This is a genomic window from Corynebacterium sp. HMSC074A09, from assembly GCF_001811545.1.
Lineage (GTDB): Bacteria > Actinomycetota > Actinomycetes > Mycobacteriales > Mycobacteriaceae > Corynebacterium > Corynebacterium hiratae.
This window is the reverse complement of the sequence record NZ_KV805153.1, coordinates 300,542-312,903: the sequence shown is the minus strand read 5'-3', so window position 1 is coordinate 312,903 and position 12,362 is coordinate 300,542. Positions and strand designations below refer to the sequence as shown.

11 protein-coding genes and 1 pseudogene are annotated in these 12,362 nt (G+C 57.4%); 2 read left to right on the top strand and 10 right to left on the bottom strand.

Annotated elements, in window-relative coordinates; all coding sequences use genetic code 11:
* Positions 1-526 (top strand): annotated as a pseudogene (locus tag HMPREF2807_RS13525) (transposase); the annotation flags it as partial.
* Between the two features lie 787 nt (positions 527-1,313).
* Here the strand turns inward: HMPREF2807_RS13525 and HMPREF2807_RS08670 are convergent.
* Together HMPREF2807_RS08670 and HMPREF2807_RS08665 are read right to left on the bottom strand one after the other, a co-directional pair.
* Entirely contained in the window at positions 1,314-2,012 is a 699-nt protein-coding gene (locus HMPREF2807_RS08670; RefSeq protein ID WP_070511929.1) for a YceI family protein, read from the bottom strand.
* A gap of 3 nt (positions 2,013-2,015) precedes the next feature.
* Positions 2,016-2,375: a hypothetical protein gene (locus HMPREF2807_RS08665; protein WP_070511927.1), complete on the bottom strand. Its 360-nt coding sequence runs from the start codon at positions 2,373-2,375 to the stop codon at positions 2,016-2,018.
* Positions 2,376-2,510: 135 nt separating this feature from the next.
* On the opposite strand from HMPREF2807_RS08665, the gene HMPREF2807_RS08660 reads away from it, so the two are divergent.
* Positions 2,511-2,894, top strand: a complete 384-nt coding sequence (locus HMPREF2807_RS08660) for an RNA polymerase-binding protein RbpA (protein WP_010186588.1) — start codon at positions 2,511-2,513, stop codon at positions 2,892-2,894.
* Positions 2,895-2,996: 102 nt separating this feature from the next.
* On the opposite strand, the gene musI is transcribed toward HMPREF2807_RS08660, so the two are convergent.
* The 8 genes from musI to lnt all read right to left on the bottom strand — a co-directional run bounded on the left by musI (position 2,997) and on the right by lnt (position 12,362).
* The gene (gene musI, locus HMPREF2807_RS08655) at positions 2,997-3,638 is read right to left on the bottom strand and encodes an ABC transport system MusEFGK2I component MusI (protein WP_070511924.1); all 642 of its coding nucleotides are present in this window, start codon (positions 3,636-3,638) and stop codon (positions 2,997-2,999) included.
* A 24-nt stretch (positions 3,639-3,662) separates the two neighbouring features.
* A complete protein-coding gene (locus HMPREF2807_RS08650; RefSeq protein WP_070511921.1) occupies positions 3,663-4,577 on the bottom strand; it encodes a carbohydrate ABC transporter permease in 915 nt (304 codons plus the stop codon).
* Between the two features lie 3 nt (positions 4,578-4,580).
* The gene (locus HMPREF2807_RS08645; protein ID WP_070511918.1) at positions 4,581-5,426 is read right to left on the bottom strand and encodes a carbohydrate ABC transporter permease; all 846 of its coding nucleotides are present in this window, start codon (positions 5,424-5,426) and stop codon (positions 4,581-4,583) included.
* Between the two features lie 188 nt (positions 5,427-5,614).
* Complete coding sequence (locus tag HMPREF2807_RS08640) at positions 5,615-6,946, bottom strand: ABC transporter substrate-binding protein (RefSeq protein ID WP_070511914.1); 1,332 nt, start codon at positions 6,944-6,946, stop codon at positions 5,615-5,617.
* Positions 6,947-7,311: 365 nt separating this feature from the next.
* On the bottom strand, positions 7,312-8,556 hold the full coding sequence (locus HMPREF2807_RS08635) for a DUF4032 domain-containing protein (protein WP_070511911.1): 1,245 nt from the start codon (positions 8,554-8,556) through the stop codon (positions 7,312-7,314).
* A gap of 82 nt (positions 8,557-8,638) precedes the next feature.
* Positions 8,639-9,769 carry an ABC transporter ATP-binding protein gene (locus tag HMPREF2807_RS08630; protein WP_070511908.1) on the bottom strand — a complete coding sequence of 377 codons (1,131 nt, stop codon included), beginning with the start codon at positions 9,767-9,769 and terminating at the stop codon, positions 8,639-8,641.
* A 205-nt stretch (positions 9,770-9,974) separates the two neighbouring features.
* Positions 9,975-10,850 carry a polyprenol monophosphomannose synthase gene (locus HMPREF2807_RS08625; protein ID WP_070511905.1) on the bottom strand — a complete coding sequence of 292 codons (876 nt, stop codon included), beginning with the start codon at positions 10,848-10,850 and terminating at the stop codon, positions 9,975-9,977.
* Between the two features lie 15 nt (positions 10,851-10,865).
* Positions 10,866-12,362 carry an apolipoprotein N-acyltransferase gene (gene lnt / locus HMPREF2807_RS08620; protein WP_232751651.1) on the bottom strand — a complete coding sequence of 499 codons (1,497 nt, stop codon included), beginning with the start codon at positions 12,360-12,362 and terminating at the stop codon, positions 10,866-10,868.

Sequence of the window (12,362 nt, the reverse complement as noted above, 5' to 3'; positions counted from 1 at the left end):
CCGACGTGTCTACTTTCCGGGGGTCAGGCCCTGGCAACGCGTAGTCGCCTACAACCAGGCACACAACCCACAAGCAGTATCCGAAAAGCTAAACGGCCCCGCGGAAGCGGCAACTTCACACGAGGCCAGCACCGATGACATGGCAGCTTTGCAAGGCATACCTCCCACCGATACCCCAACACTAACGGCATCGACGACACAATCAACAAACCACTGGGGCATCCCAGACCAACTCTGTGTGAACAAAGATGGCGTTGTACGCGTGTGCGGCTTCGGTCTCTACATCGGTCTGAGGTTTAAAAACCGCAGGCTCTACTCCACAGTCACAGCCGATAACGTTGCGGAGTTCTACACAGCCCATGACGGTGAATTCCTCTTCAGCGTGCCACTGCCGATCACGTTGAGCCACAGACCACCAGGTGGCCAGATCAACATCAACCTCGTTGAAGGAATGAAACACCGCCAACCACCGCGGATGAACCCGAAACTATCCAAACCCCGGCCCAAACGCAGGCAACAACCATAAACCGCTAGAAGTGTCCACAAACACCATGGATTCCGTGTCCAAGAAGACACCGGACTCCATGTCCAAAAACCCTATGGACATAACAGAACTAGGGAGGGGTTGACATGTTGTGGTGCTGTGGCCGTGACAATTGGGTAGGGAGGATGTGCAAATACAATCTGACATAATGTACATTATCGGACAATAACTTGTGCAGCGGGCGGCGTGACTTCGCATCTCCCATCTCTGAGCTCGCATGGATCTATGCTCAGGCCTTGACGGCGCGACCCTTGCTGAGTCATGGGCGCCGGCGGAGCCATGTGTGTGTTGCGCGTACTCAACTAGCTCTTGATGCTTTACTCCGAGTTGCCTGTCCTGTCCCGGAAGTTCAAGCCTTCAGCTCATTTGGGCGACTTCTTTGTTCGCTGCCTTCCGGGCGGCTTTCCCGTGCGTCATGCGATGGTCGGAGAACTGTCATGTGTGCAAGTGGAATATTCGTGGTGACGCCTTTAGATCTGGGCCGATCTGCGCCTCCCTAGCCGTCCTTGGAGCGACCCCTTTTAAGGCACAATATAGTCACTGTTACGTAATGGTGCGGTATTTGGGGGGAGTCCATCGGAGAACTGTTTTAGCGCCGTTGGTAAGCCATCACCAGCTGCACCACGGTGAGAGCTACAAGCACTACAGAAAACGCTGCCAGAAGCTTCGTCCCCTGAAACCAGATGAAAATACCGAACCCTGCGAGTACTACGAGACGCACCCACAGGACAGGAATAAGATGCTGATAATTCATGACTGACCGGATGCGTTACTTCTCGAGGGTAACGCGAACGTTAACGTCGCCGACCTCAGAGATCTTCGCGGCGATCATCTCCGGGGCTTCGACGCCGAATTCAAGGCGGTTAATCGGAATATCGCCGCCCAAAATAATGGTGTCGCCATCGCGGACTACCTGGAAGTCCTGTGTCACGTTCTTGGTCTCGCCGTGGATGGTCAAGTCACCAGTCAGCGGCACGGTGACCAATGAGCCGTCGTCAGGCACAGCGGAGACATCTGCCGGCTCGGTCAACGTGAAGGTCGACTCTGGGTACTTCGTTACCTCAAAGAGCTTCGACTTCATGTTCTGATCGCGCACCTTCTTGTCCGTGGTCAGGCTCGCCATGTCCACGGTGATGCTGGCTTCCTCAACGACCTCGTCCTTGATGGTTGCCTGGCCCGTGACATGCTTGGTGGAGCCAGACGTCGTGCGCTTATCCGCCGGCAGGATCTCGTCGATGGTAAACCCAGCTGAGGTGTAGTTGTAGGCCGAACCTTGCACCACGTGCCATTCGCCATCAACGTCCGTTGTTGCGGCATGGACCTTATCCGCGTTGATCGGTTCGGTCTTCACACCGCGGCCCATGATCACCGAAAATGCTAGCGGTCCAAGGGCCAGCGCTGACGAGGCCAGAATCAGGACCACGAAGATACTGACAATCAGTTTGCGGTTACCCAATACAGATTTCATGTGCTATCTCAATTCCTCAAGCTTGCGAGCCAATGTGACCAGTTCGGCACACAGTTCTTCCATTTCTTCAGCGCTGGCGCTTTCCGACGCCGCCGTGGCGACGTCCTCGGCACAGCATCGAAGCTCGAAGAGGCCGTCACGAAGTCGGTCGGCCTTCTCCGGAGTCAAGATGACAGCGTTGGCTGGAATAGGCGTCCCTGCGACGTTATGGCGCTGTTCGTACGCGCGTTGCTTGCACGAGGGCGAGCAAAACTTGCGAGGCCTTCCTCGGCCGCCCTGGGCGATCTCTTTGCCGCACCACTGGCAGATAGCCGAGCCGCGCCTTGTTGGCTTTCCGGGCTGCGGATCCTGTGTACCAATCACCTCACACACCTTAGCCCATTAAACCGAGGGTGGGAACAAAGGCAGTGGGCCGTTCGTTATAATGATTGTTCTCTGGGTGATATGGGTCGACCCTGATCACTTCCCTACCTCAACACGTGAAAAGGATGATGTTGCATGGCAGATCGCGTACTCCGTGGCAGCCGCATGGGCGCAGTGAGTTACGAAACCGACCGCGACCACGACTTGGCCCCACGCCAAATGGTGAAGTACCGCACCGAAGACGGCGACATCTATGAGGTGCCCTTCGCTGACGATGCGGAAATCCCTGAGGAGTGGATGTGCAAGAACGGTAAGCTCGGCACCCTTGTTGAGGGCGAGGGCGTCGAGTCCAAGCCGGTGAAGCCGCCGCGGACCCACTGGGACATGCTGCGCGAGCGCCGCTCCATTGAGGAGTTGGATGAACTTTTGACCGAGCGCATTGAGAATCTTCGTTCTCGTCGCCGCGCGGCCGCCCGTCTGCTCAAGGAACAGAAGGCGCAGGAAGAAGGCGAAGCTTAGAGGGCTTCTAGGAAGCCCACAAAGACCACAGGGTAGCGGATCCACGATGACGTGGATACCGCTACCCTATTTTCGGCTTTAGGCCAGCTGGCGCGCACCGCGTTAGGAAGAAGAGCTATCGGGTGATTGCGAATTGAGTTCGGGCCATTGCAGCACTAGCTCGGCGAGATAGACCGCGAGAGCTGGGCCCAGCACCGCGAGGAAGAACAGGTAGCCTCCCCACTGCGCTGGGAAAAAGACGGGATACAGAACAAGCACTATGCCAGGCAATACTGCCAATAGAGTACGCGGTAGGTGCCCTACCGCCTTCATTATGGCCTGTGTGCTTCTTTGACGGAATCCGAGCCCCGGTGCATCGAGATGGAAGAACCATACGCTGACACAGCCCAATACGATAAGCCCCGAGATCAAGGCTGCGCGCAGTATCAGGCCCATTGAACCCAGATCTGCCTTGGCAATAATCGCGAATTCATACGCGGCTAAGGCGGCGACGGCGAGGCAAATCAACCACCATGCGGTGTTGACCCCGGGACGCGTCAGAAGGCCCCGAACGAAGGCTGAGCCGCGGCGAGAACCTTCCTCCCGGACCATCTGCCCGGTCACCGCATGGGCGGTGCGCAAGGACATTCCCCCGGTGAACACGGGAAAGCACGTGATCACCAAGAGAACATTCACGATGACTAGGTCAGCGAAGAGGCTCAGAGCAGCATAGAACTTCGATTCGGGGCCGAGCATGCGATTCATGGTTTTCTAACCTATCGCACCGGTTTAACCCTTCACGGCACCGGCAGCCACACCTTCGATGATGTGCTTCTGCGTGGAGAAGTAGAAGATGACGATGGGGATGATGGCCAGTACCAGCATGGCCATCATGGCACCCATATCGCGGTTACCGTTGGAGCCAACGAAGGACTGGATGACCACCGGGATGGTCTTGTATCGCGTGGACAGACCGATGACCAAGTACGGCAGCAGGTAGTCGTTCCACACCCACATGGCGTTGAGAATGGCCACGGTAATGGCAGTCGGCTTGAGCATGGGCCACACCACACGGAAGTAGTTTTGGATCGGCCCACAACCGTCGATCATCGCGGCTTCCTCGACATCCAGAGGGATGGACTTGACGAAGCCTGCAAACATGAACACCGACAGACCGGAACCGAAACCGAGGTAAAGCACCACGATACCGATCGGGTTGTTGAGGTGAAGCATGTCTGCAATCTTGACCGTCGGGAACATGACCATCTGGAAGGGGATGATCATGGAGACCACGAAGAGGTAGTACAGAAGGTTTGTCCACCACGTCTTGACGCGCGTGATGTAGTAGGCGGTCATCGCGGAGAAGAACACGATGACGATGACGGACAGGATCGTGATGATGAAGGACCACAAGGTCGCTTCCAAGAATCCCTGCTTGGTCAAGCCCACCATGAAGTTCTCGAAGCCGACCCACGTTTCACCGATGGGAAGCGAGAAAGGATCGGAGGAGATAGCGAACTTGGACTTAAAGGAGTTGATGAAGATGAAGAGGATCGGCCCAAGGAAGACGATGGTGAAGAACACCAGAATGGCGTAGACCACGAACTTGGCGCCACCAGACATCCGAGTCTTATTATCCAAGGGAAGCTGGTGATCCTTCTTCTTCGAGGCCGGAACGGCCTGCGCTGAAGTGCTGGTAGTCATAACTTAAGCCTCGATTTCCTTGGAGCGGGTCGCGCGCAGCTGGAAGTAAGCGATGACGACCACAACGACGACGAAGATGACAGCCTTGGCCTGGCCGACCCCCTCGACATTCATACGGTTAAAGAGCGTGTTGACGATGTTGAGCGCCACCATCTCAGTTTGCCCGCCAGGAGCGCCGTTGGTCAGCGCCAAGTTCTGGTCGAAGAGCTTGAAGGAGTTCGACAAAGTCAAGAAGAGGCAGATGGTAATCGACGGCATGACCATCGGAATAGTGACGTGGCGCAGCATCTCCCACTTATTGACACCGTCGAGCTCGGCAGCCTCGATGAGCTCGGGCGGGACGTTCTGGAGGCCGGCGATATAAATGATCATCATGTAGCCGATCAGCTGCCAGTTAAGCAGCATGATGAGGCCGGCGTAGCCAAACTTCCAGTCCGCACTAATCGTTGTGGAATAGTGCGAGAGCACGGCGTTGATCATGGTCTGCCAGGTATAACCCAGCACGATGCCGCCGATGAGGTTCGGCATGAAGAAGACTGTGCGGAAAAAATTGGTACCGCGAAGTTTGCGGGTCAGCATCCACGCCAGGAGGAAGGCGAAGACATTGACGGTGATCACGGAGACGATGACCACGAGGACAGTGAAACCGAAGGCTGAAACGAAACCTTCGCGTTGGGAGAAAGCTTTGGCGTAGTTGTCGATGCCAACCCACTTGGCGTTGGTGATGGTGGTGAACTTCGTAAAGGAAAGGAAGAAACCCACGATGAACGGCACCAAGAAGGCAATCATGAATGCCAGAAGGGTGGGCAAGACAAAGACCGGGAAGTACTTCTTCAGCGTTGCTTGCATGGTGGTGAAACCTTAATTTCTGGTGGTGCCACACGTGTCCTAGCGGGAAGGCGGTGAGGAGAGGAGGCTGAGGATGCGGAGAACCAGTCGCGCACGTGCTACCGGCGTGGGCCACAATCCCCACCTACTCCCCTCCCCGCCCTCCATTGCCGGAAGACGTTTGGCGAGGGGATTGGGACTTTAAAGATTTAGCCCCAGTTGGATTCCTTCTCAGCAGCCCAGTTGTCCTTGAACTGCTTGACGACGTCCTCCCACTTCAGCGTTCCGGAGGCGTATTGCGACAAGGCCTGGCCGAAGTCATCCTTGAATTGCTGCGACGGGAAGTACTGGAAATTCCACGGGTAGGTGGTCAGATCCTCGTTAGCGATAGCTTCCGCGACCTGCTCAGCAAGGGGATCATTCGGGGTGTCTTCAGCGGTGTAGCTTTCGAACGGTGCGATGAAGCCCAGGTCCTTCACCACGTGCTCCTTGCCAGCATCAGAGGTAAACAGCCAATCCACGAAGTCCTTAGTGGCTTGCTGGTCGACCTCAGAGGCCTCAGAGTTCACGCCCAGGTAGTTCTCGGTGCCGACGTTGATGCCGTACTTTTCTTCGTCTGGCAGACCCATGTACATGGGCAAGAACTTGATCTTGTCTTCCTTGACCACGTTGCCAGAGGTCTCGGAAATCTGGGACCATGCCCAGTTACCGTTCTGAACCATGGCGGCCTTACCCTGCGCAAACTCAGCCATGGAATCAGACACCGTCTTAGAAGGTGCAAGAGACTTTTCTACGGTGGAGTTATCAAGGTAGAGGTCGAAGAGATTCTTGTACTCCTTGTTGTAGGAGAACTCGATATCGTTGGTGTCCTCGACGTTCTTGTCCTGGTACTCCTGCCAGATCGGAGCGTTAGCCAAGTGGGTCTGCCAACGCCAGTCTTCACCGGAGGTCAGTGAGGTGGAGGCGAAGGCGCCCTCGATACCGAGCTCGTCCTTCTTTGCCTGCATATCCTCGGCGACTTCCTTGAGCTTTTGGTAGCTCTTGATTTCATCCGTGGACTTGATCTTCGCGCCGGAGGTGGCGATGTACTTGTCGAAGATCTCGTCGTTGTAGATGATGCCGAAGCCTTCGACGGCGAACGGGACGCCGCGTACCTCTCCGTCCTCGGTGGTTAGCGGTGGGATGTCGTCGGTGAGCTGCTTAGCTACCTCAGTGTCCGACATATCCGCCATGTAGTCTTGCCAGGTGATGAAGCCAGCAGGTCCGTTGACCTGGAAGAGAGTCGGGGCTTCATCCTTACCGATTTCCGCCTTGAGGGTCTGCTCATAAGAGCCGGAGGCGGCGGTAACGACCTTGACCTTGACACCGGTTTCTTCAGTGTAGGCCTTTGCGATCTCCTGGTATGCCGCGTCCTGTTCAGGTTTGAAGTTCAGGAAGTAAACATCGCCTTCCTCGTCGGTGGAGCCTGAGCACGCGACGAGACTTGCGGCGGCGAGCATGGATGCCATGCTGATGGATGCGATGCGAGTAAGACGCTTCATGAGGTCCTCATCTTTCTTGATGAAAAGCGGGATGGTGGGCCAGGGATAGATACCCGGCTCGTATTCGGTTGTGTCTGGGAGACCTCCCGTAACGAAGGCTTCTTCCCAGCGCCACCAAGTGCTTCATAGCGGATCGCAGTCCGACTATGAACTGGTTAGCCTGCCCTCCATCTTAGTGAGGTATTCCACATATTCAAAAGAATTCGGACATAAAACACCCGATTGTGACCATATCCATATTCGGGCATGGAAACCCTCCCCATTTATGGGGCAATCGGGCTTAAAACTTACAAAAACATATAAAAAGCAGTTGAAAAAGTCTGGTTGGATTTGAGATTGCGGGCGTTGTTGGGACACGCGAGAGGTTATGACAAGTCTTCGTCTGCCGGGGGCGTGTTGAGGAGCCGGGCCTCAGCACGGCGGGCTGGTAGTACAGACGCCAGATAGGATGCCGTGGCCTCCGCGAGCGTGACGGCCTCTCCCCTTTCCTGGGCGAGGAACCAACGGTGATCGACTATCTCGTGGAAGATTTGTGCCGGCTCAAGCTTGTCTAGCATCTCTTCGGGCACGGCAGCGATAGTCGGCTCATACTCATGCGTCATCCACAAGTGCGCGGCCTGGGTAAGGCCGACGTGAGGCCCACATTCCACGGCCTGGTAGGCCTGGATGGAGCCTAGAAGGCGTTGGGCTTGATGCTCTTCGACGCTGAGTCCAGTTAAGCTCAACAGCTCTGCACGATAGTGACCCGGATCCACCACTACGGGCCGGATTCGTACTACCTGCCGAGAATCGTCCTTGGTTACCTTGAGCTCCCCTACATCAAAGCCCAGTTGGTTGAGGCGGTCGATTCTCTCGGAGACGCGCCAGTACTCACTGGCATCCACGGCCTCCTCAGCGGTGAGTTCTGTCCACAGCTCAAGATAGGAACTCTCGACAAGGCTGCCTAGTGCAATGACATCGATAGACCCATCCAAGCATTCACCCGCCTGTAGGTCCATGAGCTCGCCGATGATGTTGACGCGGGCAATGTCGACGTCGTACAGCCTGCGTGATTCGGAGAGGTTGGGTTGGAACTCGCCCGTCTCGGCATCGACAAGATAGGCGGAATAGGTCTCAGCATCGCGCCGAAAGAGAGTGTTGGACAGTGACACATCGCCCCAGTAGAAGTTGAGCAGATGCATCCGCACCAACAGCACGGACAGGGCGCGGATGAGCTTCTCCGCTTCCACGACCGTGAGGTGCCGAGAGAAGATCTCGCGATAGGGCAGGGAGAACTCCAAGTGCTCGGTTACCAAAGCTGCGGTGAGTTCCCCGTAGTCTTCCTCTGCCGGATGGCGGCCGGTGATCACGGCTACGGGGCGCACACTAGGGGCGCCAAGGCGCTGCAGTTCACGCAGCATCTTGTACTCGTGGTGGGCGGTACGCGCACCAATTTCCTTGACCGCGACGATGCCACGGTTGATCCCCACGAACCGCACGATATGCCGGGAAATACCCCTGGGCAATGCGGCGATGAGAGCATCGGGCCACTGCTCTAAGGGTGTGTCCCAGGGCAGCGTCAGCAGTGCCGACGCGTACGTCGACGAGGTGATGCTCATGGACTCTTTCATGGTGAATCACTCCACCTTTTCTGCTGACTATGGCTGAAACTGTCCTATTCATTACGTGCCGCGGGGCAGCGGGCACGCGGGCTTAAGGAAGGCGCTTGCCGGTCGACGCCGAGAAGTTGTGCTGGCCACCCTCCACGATGCGCGCGTGGAAAATGCTGCCCGGAGCCGGCGCGGTGTTCGGCGCAGCGCGGACGACGATTTGGCCGGACTCGGGGACGTCCTCGCTTGAGGATCCAAGGTCGCCCTCGCCCACCAACTTGCCGTAGAGGAAGGAATCAGAACCAAGTTCCTCCACGAAGTCGAGCTTGATCGGGATGGAAAGATCTGTGGACTCGCCCTCCGGAATGATCTCCAGTGCCTCCGGGCGGAAACCGATGGTGATGCGGCCATTATCCTCGGGCGTCATCGCGGCAAGGGTTTCCGGGGAAAGCTTGATGCGAGCGTGGCCAGAGGTGGCGTCGCCATCCTTGACTGAGAAGGTGCCCAAGTTCATGGCTGGGGAGCCGATGAAGCCCGCGACGAAGACGTTGGCGGGGCGGTCATAAAGCTCGCGGGGCGCGCCAACCTGCTGCAGGTAGCCATCCTTCAGCACCGCGATACGGTCACCCATGGTCAAGGCCTCCGTCTGGTCGTGGGTGACGTAGACGGTGGTAACTCCAAGCTTGCGCTGCAGGGCTGCAATCTGGGTACGCGTCTGAACACGCAGCTTGGCATCGAGGTTAGAAAGCGGCTCATCCATGAGGAAGACCTGCGGGTTACGAACAATGGCGCGGCCCATGGCCACACGCTGGCGCTGACCACCGGACAGGGCCTTCGGCTTGCGCTCCAAGAATTCGGTCAGGCCCAAGGTAGCGGCTGCTTCGTCGACGCGCTTATTGATCTCGTCTTGGGACTTGCCGGCGATCTTCAGTGCGAAGCCCATGTTCTCGCGCACGGTCATGTGTGGGTAGAGAGCATAGTTTTGGAAAACCATGGCGATGTCACGGTCACGCGGTGCAACGTGGGTGACGTCCTTGTCTCCGATGTAAATGGCACCGTCAGTAACGTTTTCCAAACCGGCCAGCATGCGCAGTGTGGTGGATTTACCACAGCCGGAAGGACCGACGAGGACGAGGAACTCGCCATCAGCGATTTCCAGGTTGAATTTCTTGACGGTGGGTTCCTTTGCTCCCGGGTAGGTCAGGGATGCATCTTTGAACGTTACGGTTGCCATAGCAAAATCTCCTCCATCGACAGGTACGTGCCGAACGATCCGTAGTGTGAGAAACAGTGAAGTAAATCACTGTGCACCAGATACAGTGCTACTTATGACATTAGCACTAGCACTGGTAACTACGGCAAAAGCCCGGAAACCATAACGGGCTTCCGGGCTGGTTCTTATTCCTTACGCGCGTGTATGAGGCGCCATGAGCATCAAATTAACGCTTGAGGGTGCCTTTCACCAGGTTGGAGACTTCGGAAACAAAGTCGGCCACGACATTCTTTGCCGTGTTGACCTTCGGGCCAAGCTCCAGGTCCTTGACCGTGCGGGAGCCGATCTTCGAAACCTCCGAGGTGAAATCGCTGATCTGCTCGGAGCGGTGAGCCACGCCCCACTTGGTTACTTCGAGCAGGGAATCCTTGACAAAAGAGCCGTCAAGCTTCGACTCACCTAGCTCTCGCTCGGTAAAGGTGATCGGTACCTCGCGGACATCGAAGCCATCCTTGATGGCGCGGAAGGCAACGTCAACCTGGAAGATGTATCCGGCGTTGGAGAGCTCTTCAAAGTCGAGGTGTTCAAGCAGCTCGCGCCGGAAAGCACGGTAGCCAGCAGTCATGTCATTGATTCCGGCACCCAGGGCAACCGAAATGTACTTGTTGCCCAAGCGGGAAAGCAGCTCGCGGTTGGCAGGCCAGTTCACTGTCTCTCCGCCCGGTACGTAGCGAGAGCCAATGACCAGATCTGCGCCCTTCTCGATTTCCTCAAGCAAGAGGTGGAGCTGCTCCGGCGCGTGGGAGCCGTCGGCGTCCATTTCGCACAGAACCTGGTAATCCTTCTCCAGGCCCCACTTGAAACCGGCGATGTACGCGCCGAGAAGTCCGCCCTTGCCCTCACGGTGGAGAACGTGCAGGTGAGAATCCTCAGCGGCCAGCTTATCCGCCGCGTCACCGGTGCCGTCCGGGGAGTTATCGTCCACAATCAGGATGTGAACCTCCGGCGTTGCCTTGCGCACGCGCCCGGTAATGAGCGGTAGGTTCTCGATCTCGTTGTAAGTAGGGATGATGACCAGGGTAGATTCGCGGGTCGAGCTCACTAGTTCCTTGCTCCTTTAGATTTCTTTCTGAGGCGCGCTGCGTCGTCCGGACAAGCGGGTGGAATAGATCGCATACAGCGCACAGACCGTTCCAATAATAGCCATGAGCCATTGCAGGAGCGAACCATAACGCACCGCAAATGTACGCCCTTCTCGCAGCGGAAGCTCTTCTTCGAGATATGCCGGTTCAAAGATACCGCTGGCCTGGCTCACTGAGCCATCCGGGTGGACGATGGCAGAGACCCCAGACGTAGCCGCCACAACGACGGCCCGATCCGCCTCGATCGCGCGCAAGCGGCTCATGGCCAACTGCTGGTAGGTCATGTCGGAGTCACTAAAGGTGGCATTGTTCGTCGGTGTCGTGAGGATCTGCGCCCCGTTGTTGATGGCGGTTCGGAACGCCTGGTCAAAGCTGACCTCATAACACGTGGCAACGCCCACTGCGGTCCCAGCCATGGTGACCACGCCCGGACCGTCGCCGGGCTTCATGTCGCCCGCCAGGTCCACCAGATCGGTGATCTTCCTAAAGAAATCACGCATCGGCATCGTCTCACCAAAAGGCTGCAGGTACTTCTTGTGGTGGTACTCCCCTGCCGAGCCATCCGGATTAAACACCTGCATGGTGTTCCGTGCGCCAACCTCATCCTGGGTCAGCGTTCCGACGAGGATTGGGGCATCGATGTCGCGGGCGGCGCCGTCGATAAGCTCCCGAGCGTCCTCATTGGCAAAAGGATTGATATCGGAGGAGTTCTCCGGCCAAATGACGATATCCGGTCTGGACCCATCCTGCGCGGCCTGCTCGGTCACGCGGACGTGGTTATCCAGCACCGCGCGGCGTTGGGCGGCAAAGTCAAGGCCCAGCCGTGGCACGTTTCCTTGCACCGCGGCGACCGTCACCGTGCCTGTTGTGCGGCCCGGGCGGTCCACGCTCTGTGCCGCTAGCAAGCCAGCTAGCAGTGGCACCGCCAAAAACGCACATGCCAGGCGCGGTGAGCGGGCAAGCCCCACCAATCCTGCGCCTACGCAGACCACCGCGCAGGTAATGAGTGCCGGCCCGCCCCACGAGGCAAGGTTGGCGAGTGGGCCCTCTATTTGCCCCCAGGCGAGGCGCACCCACGCAAAACCGCCAAAGGGCACTGAGGAGCGCAGCATTTCTACCGCCACGTAGAAGAACGGGAAGAGAGCGAAACCGTAGTTTAAGCGCAGCAGCGCCGCCCCGCCGATACCAAGGAGGATGCTGTACAGAGACAGGAATAAAGCGAGCGCAATATAGGGCATGTTGCCCACTAACTCACCAATCCATGGCAGCGTGAACAAGTACAACACCGCGCTATGTACACAAGCGACGAGGGCCGCCCACCCCAGACCGAGGGGTTTTCTCCACGGTGAGAGCGCTGCCACGAGCATCGCCATGCCGATTATGCCGGCGGCCCACCAGCCGCGTGGCTCAACGGCAAGGTAGGTCACCGCGCCCGACGCAGCAGCGAGAGCGAGCCGGGCCACAAGTACCAG